The sequence below is a fragment of the Nostoc sp. genome, from assembly GCF_036919675.1.
GTDB lineage: Bacteria > Cyanobacteriota > Cyanobacteriia > Cyanobacteriales > Nostocaceae > Nostoc.
Map to the genome: position 1 here is coordinate 244,563 of NZ_JBALCP010000134.1, position 16,965 is coordinate 261,527.

The following is a 16,965-nucleotide window of genomic DNA, read 5'->3' on the forward strand; positions in this document are numbered from 1 at the left end:
TTTCAGGTATTTAGACGATTGAGATCGGGAGTGAGGAGTCGTCTTGAAAAGAAGTCTCTGACTGGGAATGCCTAATGAGAAGCTTTGCCTCAAGATTTGCGGCAGAGCCGCAATGAAGGGTATTTCCAGCCAGAGGCTGGAAACGAGGTTTTAATGGGGTTTGGGCTTAAGTTGACACCAATGAGTAATTGTTTGCTACCAACATATTTGTATCATTAAAGTCAACCCGGAACTCCGACCTTTGAACTCGGAACTCCGACCTTTGAACTCAGAACTCCGACCTTTGAACTCGGAAGGTCGACCTCAGAACTCGGAAGGTCGACCTTTTAGCTCGGAACTCCGACCTTTTAGCTCGGAACTCCGACCTTTGAACTCGGAACTCCGACCTTTGAACTCAGAAGTTCGACCTTTGAACTCGGAAGGTCGACCTTTTAGCTCGGAACTCCGACCTCAGAACTCCAAACCTCAACTTCAGAACTCAAAACTTTAACCTCACAATACAAAGCGTCAAGCTTAGAACTCTTGTACAGACGCGATTAATCGCGTCTCTCTACTCCAAACGCGATTAATCGCGTCTCTCTACTCCAAACGCGATTAATCGCGTCTCCCCTATTGCTTTAATTGAAAGGCAAGGTCAAGATCATCTAAAGAATTAACATCCAACCAGTTACCGCGAATATAAAGCACCTTGATCGGTTTTCCTTGTTCGATTAAATAATTGCATAATTCTGGCAAACCCAAACTGTTGAATTCCGGTCGTTTTTGTAATTCATTGAGTGCTTCATTCAGCCACTCTCTACCTTGACTCCGCAGGCGCAGCATTCCAATCCAGCGGCCGCTATACTTTCCTAATTGCGTTTGTGTTGTTTTAGAAATGTCCAACAGGTTGACATCCTGTCCAAACAGAGAAAGATCGTCTGGAATTGAGCAATAGGCGTAGTCAGGTGAACCGCTAACAGACTTGCTGTTGGCCACAGAATCAACCACAGCCACAATTTCTCCGGGACATTCTAATAAATCCCGCAGGATGTAGCTTCTAAATAGTAAATCGCCGTAAAGCACCAGCATCTCTTCGCTGAAGTTGGTTTGAGCGCAGGCTAAGGATGCTAATTCTCCTGTAGTTTCATAATCTGGGTTGCGGATGACTTTAGTCCCCGGAACATCAATAGTTTCTGCTTTGTAACCCGCGACAACGGTAATATCATTGATGGCAAGTTTCTTAAATTTGTCCACCAACAACCTGAGTAGAGGTTTACCTCCAAGGGGTAACATCACTTTCGGTTTATCTTGCGTCAACGCTGCTAATTCTTGGCCTCTGCTAGCAGCCAGAACGATCGCTTGGGTATCGTGGCGTCCGTTGTTAAAGTAGCGTTTTTCAGCTTCTATGAGTTCATCCGCCCCCTGTAATCGGAAAATTTCTTTTACAGGCGCAATCTCATCTTCAATGTTGATTAAAGTTTCGCTGGCTTTCACTTCGCGGGTGATCGCTTGCATACTAGCAACAGCAGCTCGAATCAGATGATTTGCCCAGATGACCAAATTCACTTCAGCTTTGCGAAAAACATCGGTGGGAGTACTGTAATACTTAGTCGGTATAATAACTAACGGGGAACGACCCGCCCACTCTTTGGCAAAGGCTAGCACTTGATCAGGACGCGATGATTTACTGTGAATCAGGATAGCGTTGGCTCCGGCGGCGTGGTAAGCTTCAGCTCGGCGCATTGCCTCCGAAAGATCCCACCCGGCAATCAAAGCTTCGAGTCGGGCGACGATACAAAAATCTGGATCTGTCTGACTATCCTTACCTGCCTTAATTTTGCCGGAGAATTCATCAATATCAGCCAAAGCTTGGCGACTCCCATTGATGAAACTATTGGTTTTGGGAAAAAGCTTATCTTCAATACAGACTCCAGCAATACCTCGCTGTTCTAACTTCTTAACCAGGCGACGCATATTATTAAAGTTGCCATAACCAGTATCCCCGTCTAACAAAATGGGGATGCTGGTGACATCAGACATAAACTCCAGCATTTCCACAACTTGAGTCCAACTGGCTTCATTATTATCTCGAACGCCATATTGAGCCGAAAGGGCGAGTCCACTACCCCAAATTCCTTTAAATCCAGCCTCTTCCACAATGCGGGCGCTAATCCCATTGTGAGCTTCCATGATGAAGTCAAGTTGAGGCGATTCTAGTAAGGCCCGTAGTTGGGCACACTTATTTAATTTTGCAGCGGTATCAGTGGGTGCAAATATTTGATGCATCTATTCTGCTTTTTTCAACCTATATAATATAGCGGTTCTCAAGCGCATGGAATACAGACCTAACCCCCAGCCCCTTCCCTGCAAGGGAAGGGGAGTAAGACTTAAAGCCTCTCTCCTTTTAGGAGCTACGGTGTACACATAAGTCTGAAAATAGCTGAAGAAGACAGGTTTTACCCCACCCTAACCCTCCCCTTGTGAAGGGGAGGGAACCGGAAATCTCATTTCCCCCCTTTATAAGGGGGGATTAAGGGGGGTGATACGACTTGTTACACCGTAGCCTTTTAGGAGAGAGGAATGGAAGTGAGGTAAGACTGTAATGCATCCAAACGATAACCCCTGTAAATGAAGATATTTTCAGACATTTTCTACAACTTCTATCTGAGGTAAAATATCGTTTTGAGCACGTTGAATATCCTGGGGAAAATCGATTTCGAGCCAAGGTAAACCAGTGATGTCTTCGTAGCCAAATGTTTCGGGAGTTTCTAATAGTAGATCCCGAATGACTTCTTCATAAGGTTCATCATGTCGTCCGTCTGCAACATATTGTTCTGTGCAAGTAGCAATCTGGTGAGCAGCAGCACTTCCAAAACGAAAGAATCCTACTGACTCGCCTGCAAAATCATAAGCCAAACCAAGAGCTACTTGTTTGCGAAACTCCACTAGATAATTATCTCTGACGCAAAGCTTCACGGGTTCATCTCCCGGTTCAAAATCCCGATCCAGTAAAAAGCAGTTGGGGATATTTGTCTTTACCAGTCGTTCGATGATGCGGCGATCGTACAAAACATCTGCATCCATTAATAATATGTCATCGCCAGCGATTAAATGCTGACGTACAGTCCAAAGGCTGATCACACTACCTTTAGTGTAGTCAGGATTATAAACTGTACTGACCCAATTTTCGGCTCCTAATGCTTTGATTTCCTCCTGAATTCTTTGTGCTTGGTAACCCACAGCAATCACTACTTCGTCAATCTGGTAATGACGGAGATAGTTCAAATGGCGCTCTAATAGAGATTTACCGTTAAATTTCAGTAAGCATTTGGGTTGGATTTGCCCATCTTTACCTAAGCGTCGTCCAACGCCAGCAGCTAATATAATTGCCTTCATTGTCAAGTCACCAACAAAGCTATAACACCAGGAAATCTGGAAATTTTCCCGTATTTTATAATGACTGTTTTTTGCTCAAGACAATATTTGTTAATTAATTCTTAACATGAAAGAAAGATTAACTCTGTATCGCCTCAACTGCGAAACACCTGGCGAAAACCAAAATAGGCGATCGCATCTTTCATATTCGAGACAAAACGTTTTAGCATACCCATGTTGGTGTCGGTGACGTACTCCAAAGTCAAGACAATGCGCTGTTCATTTTCACCCAAAGGAGTAACTCTGTGGTAAAGTTTGTCACCATTGAATAAGACTATAGTACCAGGCGTTAAGGAGAGCGATCGCGTTTGAGTCTCCCGTTCAGGAATATCCTTGTAAAGTTGATATTCCAGCTTACTGGATGAATTATCAACTAAACCAAGCAACACTGTATAGCGTTTCCCGCGATAGTAAGAGGTATCGTAATGATACCGGATATGGTCTCCAGGCTCAGTGTAATAGTACAGCGCGTAAGTATGGGGATCAGCATTAGGACAGGGAAGGAGTTTTTCTGCTGTAATTTTGTTGAGGAACTCGAAAAAAGCACTAAGTTGATAAAACTCTCCAAAAATCGGAGCAAGGCTGTCTAAACTATAGCGGCTAATACTACCGCCCTTTTTATGATTGGGAATATAGTTGCGGTTTATAGCAGGTTGCAAAGATGGCAATAGCGCCAAAAACTTCTCAATCATGGTGTTAGGGAGAAAGTTCTCAACCACCAAAAATTCATTTTGAGCTTGAAACTCAGCTTGAAATTTATGGTAATCAACAGCTGCTATAGCTTTATCAATTTCAGTTTGAAGCTCCATTGATAATTTGATACTAATACAAGATTGCAAAAATCAACATACCATTCACTCAACAAATTGTCCCACAATACCCACAACCTTAACAGTTGCGTTTTTGCTTGATATTTGCTGTTCTAATACTTATATGCTCTGCTTATATATGAAAAAGCCGCGATTCTACGAGAGAATGCGGTTTTCAGGCTGCATGGATTTATTTTACTTATGTGAGGAGTCTAACTCTATCCCTTATTCTTCACGCTGATAATAATTTCACTCTCAACTTGGTAACATGTTTAATAAATGCGATCGCACTTTTACACTCAACATAATTTATTCTTTTTACAAAAACTTTTTTAGAGAACACCACAACTAGACATCATTATTATCCTGGGTTACTGACGTGTTAATAATCTTTATGTCAGGGGTAACATTAAAACCTTTTGGTTTTAATTGTTGAGATGATTTTTCAAATAACTGATTAATTCTATATTTAAGGTCTTTTTTTGAAAAGTTTATTATTACTTGAGTAACCGATTCAAGTAAGTCAGTCCATAAAGGATTATCAGAATATATTTTAAAAGTTTCAGTAACTACTTTTTCTTCTTTTATCGATGGTGCTATAACAATAAAAATATCATCCTCTTGTTTAATAGAGATATACATAGCAATTCCGGAAGGCGGTACTAAATTTTTATTAAAAAAGCTTTTACCACAACTACTAATATTAAAACCTATATTGGGTGCAGAAATCACTAATTTGAAACTAAAAAAACATTCATTATCTACAATAATAGCATCTTGAATAAAATTATAAGGAGCAATTTTAGAGCCTTTTTCATCAACAATATATATATCTTTTCCTGGACTACATTCAATATGTAAAGCGATTTTATCAATCAGTTCGCGGATAAAATCAAAATTTTTACCTACATATGCATAGGTATCCTCATAATCTTTGTTCACACTATCGACCAGATGTTGAAATATTGATTTTGGCATAATGATAAAACTTTTAATAAAATAATAGTATCATGTTTAAATGAAACAAGTAAGTACTGTTACCAAGTTTAGGAAGTGCGATCGCAAAATTTGATTATGCATTCAAGAAAGCTAAAAAGCCTGTTTTATTAGCTTTCTGTCCCATGCCCCGTTATACTAATTTGATTTAGGCTGCGGGAGTGCCCAAAATTGCCAAATTACCCATATAGCAAAGGTTGGTGCCCCAATTGTAGCTGCCATTAGTAACGGCTCTAGTCCATGCAGTAAGGTAACTATGGGAAACAAATACAGCACGTCTTCAATGTCAAACCCGGCGAAATTTGGTTGACGGCTAGCGTCTTTACCTAAACGCTGTTCCATTTGGTTTCGCAAATCAAAGATGCAAGCAACAGACATGCCAGATACTATCCCCATTAGCAACGCCCACCAACCAAATTTTCCCTCCCTAAGACCATATCCAATACACACAAACAAAAGAATGTGGATGATGGCGTCACTAGCGAGATCATACTGATGTCCCCATTTGCTGCTTTTCCCACTCAAACGAGCTAATTCACCGTCCGTGTGATCTAGAAAGTTGGATAAAGCAAATAGCACTGCGCCAATATTAGCCCAGATGGCATCGCCAACTGCAATCGCTACTGCAGCCGCCAACCCTGTCACAAGTCTCACTGTGGTGAGATGATTGGGGTTTACCCAACTATCTTTTAGAGGTTTAACTAGCCAGTAAGCAAGTTGAGCATCCCAAGGCTTGGTGATCATAGATGAACTTGAATTTGATATGGTCTTTGAATACATATAACATTTACGATTACCACATCTAGCTAGAGATACAGATTTTTGTTTAATAACTGGCAGTTTTAGGATATAGCGGTTCTTAGTTGAGCGAATTATTGAATGCTTTTGGCGAAGTCGTATGCGCCTCCACGTTCAAGGGCGCGTTTGTAAGCAGGTCGTGCATGGATGCGCTCAATAAATTGCTTAATCTTTGGTCGGCTTGAGATGAGTTCAGCTTGCATAGCGACTATTTCCAGAGGAAAGCTCATTTGGATATCGGCGGCAGTAAATTCTTCGCCTACAAACCATGTACTCTTATGAAGTTCACCTTCTATGTAGTCAAAGTGAAGCTTGATCTGGGGTGCGATAAATTCGTCGTTTACGCTGCTGTCTTTTATACCAAAATTGTTGAAGACAAGGTTCATCACCAGAGGTGGCATTGCAGAGCCTTCGGCGTAATGCAGCCAATACGTGTAGCGCAGACGCTCCGGCGTACCAGATGGCGGGATTAACCGAGCATTGCCGTAGCGATCCACTATATATTCGATGATAGCGCCCGACTCTGCAACAGTGAGGTCTGCATCTGTGATCACTGGTGACTTGCCGAGCGGATGGACTTCACGCAGCGATGTCGGTGCCAGCATCGTCTTCTGGTCGCGTTCGTAGAACTTAATCTCGTATTCGATACCTAATTCTTCGAGTAGCCATAGCACGCGCTGCGAACGCGAGTTGTTGAGATGATGGACAACGATCATAATTGCTACTTTTTGATAATGGGGTTGATAGGAGCTTTTGCTCATCTCAACCTATCATCAGTTCCCCCATTGTTCATCTATCTGCTGGTTTGTCTTGAGTCTTGTGGCGATCGCACCAAAGGCAGCTTTAGAAAGGTGACAAAATGTCTAGAGTGAAACTGCATTACTGACCGAAGAGTAATTTAGCCTAGTTTGCGCCTATTCCTCTTGCCATTATTGCTGCCAATAACGGAATCAAACCATAAAGTAACCAATAATTCAGATTTTCATTGACTACGAACCCACAATCATTAGCAGGGGTTGCTACTGCATTCCCTGGTGATTCTAGCTTGGACTCCGAAGAATTGGCTGGTATCAGCTTTGTTGTGGCCTTTATTTTAAAGTTTGATGGTTGTAGATGAATATAGGAATAATCGAGCCTTACAGTGACGGGTTTTTAGAAGTTGTACCAGAGGGTGAAGACAGCGATTATTGGCAGATTGCGGCTATACACATCAATGGTCAAGCTTACTGCCCTACCCCTCGGCTTTATCGTTCAGAAAGAGTGGCATTAGCAAAAGCTACACAAATTTATGATTGGATAGCTGACCACGAAGGAGAAATTAGTAATGGGGCTTGCAACTGCTATGAATTGAAACTCATCCTATGGCAGCAACCAAAAGTATCTTAGTACAGTTTTGCATAAAAACGTGGCGTTTTTAATGCAGGAGAACGCATTAACATTCTAAAAGAATACATTGGCATTGTATGGGGACGCATTAACAATGTAAGCCAACGCATTAACAATGTAAGCCAACGCATTAACAATGTAAGCCAACGCATTAACAATGTAAGCCGACACATTAACAATGTAAGCCGACGCATTGGTATTGCAGAATATTGCTAAATTTAATTCGCTACGAATTAATGAAATGCTGTACTTAGTTGCGCTACGTTTTCGAGATTGTCCAGAAATGCTTTATTGATCGGATCGTTGAGTTCGACACCAATCATAGGCGCTTTATCATCTTTGGGACTCACATAACTTAGGATTTACGCACACTCTACGAATTCTCGGCGTTCTTCTCTACGAGACGCTGCGCGTTGGCGGAGCCTCTCGCAGAGAAGGCGGTAGCCTGCGGCAAGCCCTCCGGGTGACGCTCGTTCCGACGCTCGTTCCTAACGCTACGCTATCGCTAACGCTGCGCTAACAGCAGTCGCTCATGGGGGAAACCCCCTTGGCGCTAGCCTCTCCCTTTGGGAGAAGACCGGGCTGCTTCACCGCTTTGCGTCTACGTTAAAAAATTGACTTTGATAAAGAGTTAAGCCTTAACTGAACTGTATTGAGTAATAGCCTTAACAGGATTTAACTGTATTTTTAATAAAATTATTGTATAAATTTTAGTTTACCTTCCTTAGATGGAGTGCTTTACACTAGATAATATGACACTTGCTGATGCCAGTATTGACTTTGGTAATATCGTGCATCGTCAACCGATAGCAGTACTTAAACCAGGCTCAATTGAGGATATTATTCAAGTTATTCAATTTGCTCGGACTCACAAGCTCAAGGTTGCCCCACGCGGTCAGGGTCACTCTACCTACGGCCAGTCACAAGTAGAAGCAGGCATTGTCATTGATTTAAGTCCGCTCAACAAGATTCATTTCATTGGTACAGACCGAGCAATTGTTGATGCTGGAGTGGTATGGAGTCAGTTATTGCAACAAACGCTTGCTATGGGATTAACACCGCCCGTTCTCACTGATTACATCGAGCTTTCTATCGGCGGCACTTTATCAGTGGGGGGTATTGGCGGTGCAACTCATCGCTATGGTGTGCAAGTTGACAATGTTTTAGAACTGAAGGTGATAACTGGTACTGGTGATCTCGAAACTTGTTCACTGTTGTACAATCGCAATCTATTTACAGCAGTACTAGCAGGACTAGGTCAATGTGGAATTATCGTACAGGCAACTGTTAAGCTAATTCCCGCCACTACCAATGCCCGTGTATTTCAGTTGTATTATGACGATTTGGCTACCTTTACTCGTGACCAATGCGAAATCATAAATGATCAGCGCTTCAACTATGTAGAAGGTCAGTTAGTTTCTAATAATGCTGGTGGATGGCGTTATCTGCTAGAAGCGGCTAGCTTTTACAGTCCTCCAAGCATACCTAATAACAGTTTGTTACTTGCGGGGTTAAACTATACTCGCGGTACAGAACAAATAGAAGATAAAACTTACTTTGATTTTCTCAACCGTTTAGCTCCTACAGTTGCCCTTCTCAAATCTATTGGTGTTTGGTCAAATCCTCATCCTTGGTTAAATCTGTTTGTACCCAGTAGTGCAGTTAACAGTTTTGTTGGTGAAGTCGCTGCCACCTTAACGCTAGCTGATATGGGTCAAGGGCCAATTCTGCTGTATCCAGTTAAAACTAAACGCTTCGGGCTACCCAATTTCCGGGTTCCGAACCAAAAGGTTGTGTTTCTGTTTGCCCTATTGCGAACAGCAGTACCACCAGATGATTCTGTAATTACAAAAATGCTCAATGATAATCGTAGACTCTTTGAGAAAAATCGTGATTTGGGTGGTTATCAATATCCTGTAAACGCCCTGTCTTTCTCCCATCATGATTGGCAGCAGCATTTTCGTCCGGTTTGGGGAAATCTGGTAAGTGCAAAGCGACGTTACGATCCAGATAATTTATTAACGCCAAGTCAGGGCATTTTTGCAAACTGTTAGCCCAAACTTTTCTCTATATGAAACGCTGAACGATGAGATGCTTGTATATTTTTAGCTGGGATACTCGGTCTTAGTGAGGAGCAAGTGGTTCTTAATTGCATGGAATACAGACTACAGACCACTCGTAAGGGCACAGCATTGCTCATGCGTGTCAACTTAAGCGCAAAACCCTTTTCAAACCTCGTTTCCAGCCTCTGGCTGGAAATGCTGTTCATTGCGGCTCTGCCGCGAGTAAGGAAGGCGGAGCCTAAGAGTAGGCATTCCCAGTCTCCGACTGGGAACGAGGCACCTCTAAAAGCTTGTTCTAGACTGGCTTTTGCCTTAAGTTGACACCAATGAGCATTGCTGTGCCCCTACCATGTGTTGCATCCAAACGAGAATTGCAATAGAAGTGAAATAATAAACTAGTATGCTACGGCGTAAAGAGAGCAACCATTTAAAAACCCTAAAAAGCCCATTCCATAATACTTTTGACTTTTGACTTTTGATTTTTGACTTCCGCCTTGCGGTACTAGTATGCCTTGCTAGGAGATATAGCCATGACCTACACCATGCACAACGCTCTAGAAGTAGCAAAGCTTGCTGCTAGTGACATGGAAACAAGGCTTTGCTCCAAACCAGATTGAGATTCTAACTGACTTGTAAAATGTCAACCGCAAAAAATCCTTCCACCCTTATGACTGTAAAAATCCAGACCGAAAAAGACTTTTTTATTGCAAGCACTAATATAAATATCAATCAAGAAACAGAAAACGAAAAAGTTTTATGTTCTCATTGCCAGCGCACAGCTACAAACGGTATTAAATGTAAAGGAATTTGTGTGGCTGACAATGACTATTAAGGGATGATTTTCTAACAACGCATACGCTCGTGAATTGTGTGAACGGATTGCGAGGCTTAATCACTAAGCTGAAAATTTTCCCTTATATTACGTTAGGAGAGTAGCAATACTCTCCTTTTTTTCACTGAGCTTGATCCAGAAAAATAAATATTAAAGCTTGAGATAACATATAAAATATGTATTGTTAAATAAGATTTTTTATTCAGGATAAAAATATGGAAAACAATCAAGAATACCATATGTCCTCAGATGAATTTCGTCATTGGGGATATAAAACTATTGATTGGATAGCTAATTATTTAGAAACAGTAGAGCAACTGCCTGTTTTATCTCAAGTAGAACCTGGAGAGATTAGAGCCAAACTACCAGAAACAGCCCCCGTAAAAGGAGAGTCTTTTGCAGACATTTTACAAGATTTAGATGAAATTATCGTACCAGGATTGACTAATTGGCAGTCTCCAAACTTTTTTGCTTTCTTTCCTACAGGTATTTCTGCACCATCAATTTTAGGAGAATTAGTCAGTGCGGGACTTGGAGTTCAGGGGATGTTGTGGGCAACTTCTCCAGCTTGTACTGAGTTAGAAACTCATGTTCTAGACTGGTTAATAGATATGTTGGAACTTCCCTCGCAGTTTAAATCTTCGACCACAGGAGGAGGAGTAATTCAAGACTCAGCCAGTAGTGCTTCTTTAGTAGCTTTGATAGCAGCTAGAGAACAGTTAAAAGCAGATATTAATCAACTGGTTGTCTACACTTCTATTCAAGCCCACTCTTCAATTGAGAAAGCTGCCATTATAGCGGGAATTAAGCGAGACAATCTCCGTTTAATTGAGGTTGATGCTGATTATAGAATGCGTCCAGAATTACTACAACAGCAGATTGTTTCAGATATGGAATCTGGGTTAATCCCTTTTTATATTGCTGCTACTGTAGGGACAACATCATCTCATGCCATAGATCCATTAACAGAAATAGGTGCGATCGCTCAAATACATAACATTTGGCTCCATGTTGATGGCGCAATGAGCGGTACAGCAGCTATATGTCCTGAGTATCGGTGGATTCATCAAGGATTAGAACTAGCAGACAGCTATTGTTTTAATGCTCACAAATGGATGCTAACTAATTTTGATTGTACCTGTTTTTATGTGAAAGACCGAGCTAAACTAATTCATGCATTATCTATCATGCCTGAATTTCTCAAAAATCAAGCTAGCACGTCTGGTAAAGTTATTGACTATCGAGATTGGCAGATTTCTTTAGGACGTAGATTTAGAAGTCTCAAACTGTGGTTTGTAATTCGGCACTATGGTATAGAAGGCTTACAGCATTATATTCGCAAGCATATTGCTTTAGCCCAAGAATTTGCTGAATGTGTAAAATCTCATCCTAGTTTTGAACTGGTTGTGAATCCCCCGTTAAATTTGGTATGTTTTCGCCATAAATTGGGTGATGCAATTAACCAAGAAATCATTGACAATATCAACTCTTCGGGTAAAATCTATCTCACTTCCACCAAGCTTGAGCAAAAATTAACTTTAAGAATGTCAATTGGACAAGCAACCACAGATAAAAAACACGTACAGCACGCTTGGCAATTAATTTGTCAAACTGCTGAGAACATAGAAAATCATTAACTCATTTTTCGCCACACACGCTCAACAGCTAAACCATTAAGTATACGTTGAGCGTGCAGCTTGTCTGTTGGCTACTAGCGTGTAGAAGACAAGCACGGAATACAGCGCTAACGTGCTTGTTTCTCAAAGGTTTTCGGTATTTACCTTACAAGGTTTCGGTGGACTGACCAGGCTTGAGTACAATCTTGATACAGTTGTCCTGCTTGTCCTTGAAAATTTGGTAGCCGTGCGGTGCTTGATCTAGCGGCAGACGATGAGTAATCACGAATGATGGATCGATATCGCCATTTTGAACGTGATCTAGCAACGGACGCAAGTACCGATGAACGTGTGTTTGTCCCGTTTTCATCGTCAAGCCTTTATTCATGAAAGCCCCCATAGGTATCTTGTCTACAAAACCAGTGTAAACACCGGGAACGGATACAGTGCCGCCTTTGCGACAGGCAACGATCGCTTGACGCAGCACATTGGGGCGATCTGTCTCTAGACGTACTGCTTGCTTGGCCTTGTCATAAAAGCCTTCCAAACCCAAACCGTGAGCTTCCATGCCCACTGCATCCATTACCGAGTCGGGGCCACGCCCACCCGTCATTTCTTTCAGGGCTTCACCCACCTCGACTTCTTCATAGTTGAGGATTTCTGCCCCACCGGCTTTCGCCATCTGGAGGCGTTCGGGAACGCGATCGATTGCAATCACCCGCTCTGCACCTAGCATAAAGGCACTTCTAATCGCAAATTGCCCTACGGGTCCACAGCCCCAGATTGCGACCGTATCTCCAGGCTGGATGTCACAGTTCTCCGCAGCCATGTATCCGGTGGGGTAGATATCAGTCAAAAACAAAACCTGTTCGTCTGTCAATCCATCTGGAATCTTAAACAAACCAACATCGGCAAAGGGAACGCGGGCATATTCAGCTTGACCTCCGGCGTAGCCGCCTGTGAGATGGGAGTAGCCAAAAAGACCAGATGGGGAATGACCTAGCATTTTTTCTGCCATCCAAGCGTTGGGATTGGAGTTATCGCACAGCGACCATAAATCTCGATTGCAGAAGAAACACGATCCGCAGGAAATGGTAAAGGGGACGACAACGCGATCGCCTATATTTACATTCTTGACAGCCTTCCCCAACTCAACGACTTCTCCCATGAATTCATGACCCAGGATGTCGCCCTTTTGCATCGTCGGGTTGTAGCCATTATAAAGATGTAAATCAGAACCACAAATCGCCGTTGACGTGATTTTTACAATAGCATCACGCGGATTAATAATTTTGGGATCAGGTACGGTTTCGACCTGCACATTATTAGTACCTTGCCAGCAAACTGCTTTCATATGTTGAAATTTCCTGAAGTTAAGTTGTTTGTTAATAGTGAAACGCATCTACCAGGAGTTTTGTCAATTACCTTTCGGTAGAGCCGGATTCACCGCAGTAGAACTGGTTGAGCGTCAATACGGATGCTCAATAGCGTATAGAGCTTCTGACGCAGGTCTTTTCCTTTTTGGTATTTCGCCTGACGATGCAACTGGTTTGCGGTAACGTAAAGATACCCATCTGCCGCAACCGAGAGCGTATCTGTCCACATAAGATGCGGATCATGGACTACCGTTTCCCACTTTCCACCGGAACGGCGGCGGAGGATTGCCTGGTGTTCGTAATTTGTCGCGTAAATATATCCTGCCGCGTCTAATTCGAGTCCGTCTGCACCACCGCCTTTGTCTCCCTCATCAGTTACCGTTGCTGCAACGGTGCTATCATCAAGCGATCGCTCCACTAGTGCTTACTAGTTGGCTGATCCCGGCTCACTGAGCTTGCGATGCAGTTCAGCACTGACGGTATCAGGTAAGACCTTGCTCACTGTGCCCAGAATCTTCGTCTTGAGTGAACCTGCGATGATCTCATCCTTACCTGCCATCAAGGCGTCGAAACCCTGCTTGGCGACCTCAGATGGATCGTCTTTTTGATCCGCGCCTACCTTGGTGTCGTCCATATCCGCACGCTGGAAGAAGTTAGTATCGGTGGGCCCAGGCATGAGCGCAGTGACGGTGACGCCCGTATCCTTCAACTCGCTGCGTAACCCTTCTGAAAAAGAATGCACAAACGCCTTTGAGGCTGCGTAGACTGTCTCGAACGGGCCGGGCATCAGCGCAGCTATCGACGATGTGAAGAGGATACGACCCTTGCCGCGATCAACCATATCCTTCACCACCCGTTTGGCAAGATGTACAGACGATACAACGTTCAAATTAATCAGATTGAGTTCGTCCTTCAGATCGGTTTCACGAGCGAAGTCGCCGCTGACACCGACACCGGCGTTGATAGCGATCGCATCCACTGGTCGGTCAATGGCTTTAATCTGGTTATAGAGCGTCTCAACACCATCATAGGTAGCGAGATCAGCCTGCACCGTCTCAACCTGAGCACCTAGATCCTTGAAAGCTTGAGCAGCTTCATTGATACTCGATCCGGTGGCTGTAACTAAAAGGTCAAAGCCGTTTTGGGCAAACTGTTTGGCAAGTTCGTAGCCAATACCGTTTGAGGCACCCGTCACGACAGCAAAGGGTCGGGTAAAAGAACTGTTCATAACCGTTCGTTCAAGCTCCTATATAACTTTTCCACGCTCTAACGTCTTGGCAAGCTTCTGTCTCATTACCAGACGGTCTGCGTGGACTGTAGGCTTTCAATTCTTATAATCTTAGGGAGGCAGCAGTATAGTTACGTCTTTCCCAGGAAATATCACTGCTGTGTCTTTAAGGTTACTTTTATGGAGTTTTGGATATATTTTTAGCCCTCATTAGTCGGATAGACTGTGCTTTACTTCTACCTCTGGCAAACCTCAGATTTTAAGGAACTAAGTACAGGTTTGCATAAAACGTATCGTTTTTAAATGCAGAGGGGGACATTGGCATTGCAGAGGGACACATTGGCATTGCAGAGGGACACATTGGCATTGCAGAAGGACACATTGCCATTGTAGAGGGACACATTGGCATTGTAGAGAGACGCATTGCCATTGTAGAGGCACGCAATGCCATTGCCAAATTTAATTCGCTACGAATTAATGAAATGCTGTACAAAGTAGTGACAGTCACATAGCAATAGTGAAATAGGACTTTTAGCTAGCTTTGATAGTCTATTTTTTCCAAAATATCTAAACAAAGCCTCAGCCCTATTTGCAACAAACTCCAGCTGTATTATGCGTGAGCTATCAAATTTAGATGTAGCACTTGTCGCAACCGATGGTTAGTACCTAATGTTGACAGTTAACTACGAACTTTGGTAAGGATTTTTTGAGAATAAAACGAAGCCGATTCTTCGTTTTTGGCACAATCTTGGGCAAACTTAATCAGATGGTGTCCGATAAGTCCAACGTGAATCAAGTTTTCAATATCACCCGCTTTCAGGGCTGGCTTGGCCATTTTCCAGAAAGTCTGACGATAGTTACTAAATATGCCTATTCGCAGCAAAATATTCCCTAAATAAGTTAAACCTTTGCGAATATTAGCCCCAGTAGTGCGAGCTGGGCTGTTTGGTACTTCAATGCGGTTTGGGTAGGTGTGTTCCATATTGTAGGCGAACCGCTGATATAAAAATTCTGGCTCATAAGCTGTTGTAATGCAGCGCCGCCACATCTCAATAACTTGCTCGTAGGGCATCAAAAATTCAACATTTGATTCGCGGCTTTCATCAAAGACAATTCGTCCTTCAGCTTCTAACCTCCGCCATAAAGGAGTTCTAGGTAACGCATGAAGGAGGTTAATTGTCAACATCGGAATTTGGGATGCCCGAATAAATTCGATAATTCGGTCTGCTGTTTCTGGTGTATCTGTATCTAACCCGATGATGATTCCTGATACTACTTCCATGCCATAGCTATTTAAAACCTGAATCGCTTTTAAGATTGGCATACTCAGATTTTGGTCTTTGGAAATAGCATGGAGAGCATTTGGTTCAGGTGTTTCAATGCCGCAAAAGACTGTGCAGAAATAAGCTTCGCGCATCATCTCTAGCAATTTTGGACTTTGAGCTAGGTTGAGCGTTGCTTCACAGGCAAACTGGATAGGATAGCCATTGCGTTTTTGCCAGTCAATCAGGTGAGGAAGCAACTTCATGGCGGCGCGGCGATCGCCAACAAAGTTATCATCGACAAAATACACTGCCCCCAAATTGCCAGATTGTCGCATTGCATCTAGCTCCGCGACTACTTGCTCTGGTGTTTTCATCCGAGGACTGTTGCCGTAGAGTTCTGGAATATCACAAAACTCGCAGTGATAAGGGCAACCACTGGAAAACTGGACATTTGCCAGGAAATAATCATTGATATTCAGCAAATGATAAGCTGGAGTGGGAAACTCTGTTAGGGGCAAACGTTCCTTGGTTTCAAAGCGAATTTGCGCTTGGGGACGTTCCAGGTTTTGGTCGAGATATTCGATCAGGCGATCGTTTGCATCTCCCAATTCACCCAAACTTAAAATATCAAACTCAGGATAATATTCTGGACACCCAGATACCGAGGGGCCACCCACAACTGTGATTTTGCCGGCTCGATGGGCAAGTTCATTAATTTGATTAATCTGTGGTTTCTGGATATGCATTCCACTCACAATCACCACATCAGCCCATTGGTAATCAGCCCTAGTTGCTGATTTGACATTCTCATCAATAAACCGCACTTCCCATTCTTTAGGTAAGTAGGCAGCCACAATTAAAATACCTTGGGGTGGCATAAAAGCCCGGACATTACCCATAAGTGGGTAGGCGTAATGAAAAGTACCAAAAGAGCGGCTGTATTTAGGAAAGATACACAGAATGCGTCGATGGTGCGAAGGAACGTAGCGGGTTCCTTGATTGACAGGAGCGGTTTTAGAATCGGCCGCGACATTAATTTGTTTATCCAAAGACTTCATATTCACAGTCATCGCAAATTTCACCCCGGAAAACTGAGCAGCTAAGACAATCTATTGGCAGAATCAGTTGTAATTCCAACTAGCTTACCGTGATATTTCAGAAGTTTTTAACTGTAAAATATAA

Annotated in this window: 14 protein-coding genes; 4 read left to right on the forward strand and 10 right to left on the reverse strand. The window is 42.9% G+C overall.

The features are described from left to right. Nucleotides 1–609: 609 nt before the first annotated feature. The 6 genes from aepX to V7K49_RS30995 form a co-directional block, all read right to left on the reverse strand. Nucleotides 610–2,265 carry a phosphoenolpyruvate mutase gene (gene aepX, locus V7K49_RS30970; protein WP_335209061.1) on the reverse strand — a complete coding sequence of 552 codons (1,656 nt, stop codon included), beginning with the start codon at nt 2,263–2,265 and terminating at the stop codon, nt 610–612. 354 nt (nt 2,266–2,619) lie between these two features. Then, on the reverse strand, nt 2,620–3,375 hold the full coding sequence (locus V7K49_RS30975; protein ID WP_334866116.1) for a phosphocholine cytidylyltransferase family protein: 756 nt from the start codon (nt 3,373–3,375) through the stop codon (nt 2,620–2,622). A 134-nt stretch (nt 3,376–3,509) separates the two neighbouring features. Further along, on the reverse strand, nt 3,510–4,223 hold the full coding sequence (locus V7K49_RS30980; RefSeq protein ID WP_335209062.1) for a 2OG-Fe(II) oxygenase: 714 nt from the start codon (nt 4,221–4,223) through the stop codon (nt 3,510–3,512). Between the two features lie 348 nt (nt 4,224–4,571). Then, nucleotides 4,572–5,201, reverse strand: coding sequence for a hypothetical protein (locus V7K49_RS30985; RefSeq protein ID WP_334866112.1), 630 nt, complete (start codon nt 5,199–5,201; stop codon nt 4,572–4,574). A gap of 156 nt (nt 5,202–5,357) precedes the next feature. Then, the gene (locus tag V7K49_RS30990) at nt 5,358–5,963 is read right to left on the reverse strand and encodes a CDP-alcohol phosphatidyltransferase family protein (RefSeq protein WP_335209063.1); all 606 of its coding nucleotides are present in this window, start codon (nt 5,961–5,963) and stop codon (nt 5,358–5,360) included. Nucleotides 5,964–6,091: 128 nt separating this feature from the next. Next, the gene (locus tag V7K49_RS30995; protein WP_442948712.1) at nt 6,092–6,733 is read right to left on the reverse strand and encodes a glutathione S-transferase family protein; all 642 of its coding nucleotides are present in this window, start codon (nt 6,731–6,733) and stop codon (nt 6,092–6,094) included. Between the two features lie 397 nt (nt 6,734–7,130). On the opposite strand from V7K49_RS30995, the gene V7K49_RS31000 reads away from it, so the two are divergent. From V7K49_RS31000 to V7K49_RS31015, 4 genes are all read left to right on the forward strand, one after another. After that, nucleotides 7,131–7,403, forward strand: coding sequence for a hypothetical protein (locus tag V7K49_RS31000; protein WP_334866104.1), 273 nt, complete (start codon nt 7,131–7,133; stop codon nt 7,401–7,403). Nucleotides 7,404–8,155: 752 nt separating this feature from the next. Beyond that, nucleotides 8,156–9,457, forward strand: a complete 1,302-nt coding sequence (locus tag V7K49_RS31005; protein WP_335209066.1) for an FAD-binding protein — start codon at nt 8,156–8,158, stop codon at nt 9,455–9,457. A 646-nt stretch (nt 9,458–10,103) separates the two neighbouring features. Then, nucleotides 10,104–10,298, forward strand: coding sequence for a hypothetical protein (locus tag V7K49_RS31010; protein WP_335209236.1), 195 nt, complete (start codon nt 10,104–10,106; stop codon nt 10,296–10,298). A 215-nt stretch (nt 10,299–10,513) separates the two neighbouring features. Beyond that, nucleotides 10,514–11,935, forward strand: coding sequence for a pyridoxal-dependent decarboxylase (locus V7K49_RS31015; RefSeq protein WP_335209067.1), 1,422 nt, complete (start codon nt 10,514–10,516; stop codon nt 11,933–11,935). Nucleotides 11,936–12,080: 145 nt separating this feature from the next. Here V7K49_RS31015 and V7K49_RS31020 read toward each other — a convergent pair whose 3' ends face one another. The 4 genes from V7K49_RS31020 to V7K49_RS31035 all read right to left on the reverse strand — a co-directional run bounded on the left by V7K49_RS31020 (nt 12,081) and on the right by V7K49_RS31035 (nt 16,853). Beyond that, nucleotides 12,081–13,268 (reverse strand): zinc-dependent alcohol dehydrogenase, encoded by a 1,188-nt coding sequence (locus tag V7K49_RS31020; protein ID WP_335209068.1) that lies wholly within the window; start codon nt 13,266–13,268, stop codon nt 12,081–12,083. Between the two features lie 89 nt (nt 13,269–13,357). Further along, nucleotides 13,358–13,708: a hypothetical protein gene (locus V7K49_RS31025; protein ID WP_335209069.1), complete on the reverse strand. Its 351-nt coding sequence runs from the start codon at nt 13,706–13,708 to the stop codon at nt 13,358–13,360. A gap of 9 nt (nt 13,709–13,717) precedes the next feature. Beyond that, the gene (locus V7K49_RS31030; protein ID WP_335209070.1) at nt 13,718–14,518 is read right to left on the reverse strand and encodes an SDR family NAD(P)-dependent oxidoreductase; all 801 of its coding nucleotides are present in this window, start codon (nt 14,516–14,518) and stop codon (nt 13,718–13,720) included. Nucleotides 14,519–15,197: 679 nt separating this feature from the next. Next, nucleotides 15,198–16,853, reverse strand: a complete 1,656-nt coding sequence (locus V7K49_RS31035) for a B12-binding domain-containing radical SAM protein (protein WP_335209071.1) — start codon at nt 16,851–16,853, stop codon at nt 15,198–15,200. Between the last annotated feature and the right edge of the window lie 112 nt (nt 16,854–16,965).

Bases quoted from the DNA above. Each gene is read 5' to 3' on its own strand.
- V7K49_RS30985 (WP_334866112.1), bottom strand. From the start codon at position 5,201: ATGCCAAAATCAATATTTCAACATCTGGTCGATAGTGTGAACAAAGAT.
- V7K49_RS31010 (WP_335209236.1), top strand. From the start codon at position 10,104: ATGTCAACCGCAAAAAATCCTTCCACCCTTATGACTGTAAAAATCCAG.
- V7K49_RS30975 (WP_334866116.1), bottom strand. From the start codon at position 3,375: ATGAAGGCAATTATATTAGCTGCTGGCGTTGGACGACGCTTAGGTAAA.
- V7K49_RS30990 (WP_335209063.1), bottom strand. From the start codon at position 5,963: ATGATCACCAAGCCTTGGGATGCTCAACTTGCTTACTGGCTAGTTAAA.
- V7K49_RS31030 (WP_335209070.1), bottom strand. From the start codon at position 14,518: ATGAACAGTTCTTTTACCCGACCCTTTGCTGTCGTGACGGGTGCCTCA.
- V7K49_RS31015 (WP_335209067.1), top strand. From the start codon at position 10,514: ATGGAAAACAATCAAGAATACCATATGTCCTCAGATGAATTTCGTCAT.
- V7K49_RS31035 (WP_335209071.1), bottom strand. From the start codon at position 16,853: ATGACTGTGAATATGAAGTCTTTGGATAAACAAATTAATGTCGCGGCC.
- V7K49_RS31005 (WP_335209066.1), top strand. From the start codon at position 8,156: ATGACACTTGCTGATGCCAGTATTGACTTTGGTAATATCGTGCATCGT.
- V7K49_RS31000 (WP_334866104.1), top strand. From the start codon at position 7,131: ATGAATATAGGAATAATCGAGCCTTACAGTGACGGGTTTTTAGAAGTT.
- V7K49_RS30980 (WP_335209062.1), bottom strand. From the start codon at position 4,223: ATGGAGCTTCAAACTGAAATTGATAAAGCTATAGCAGCTGTTGATTAC.
- V7K49_RS31020 (WP_335209068.1), bottom strand. From the start codon at position 13,268: ATGAAAGCAGTTTGCTGGCAAGGTACTAATAATGTGCAGGTCGAAACC.
- V7K49_RS30995 (WP_442948712.1), bottom strand. From the start codon at position 6,733: ATGATCGTTGTCCATCATCTCAACAACTCGCGTTCGCAGCGCGTGCTA.
- aepX (WP_335209061.1), bottom strand. From the start codon at position 2,265: ATGCATCAAATATTTGCACCCACTGATACCGCTGCAAAATTAAATAAG.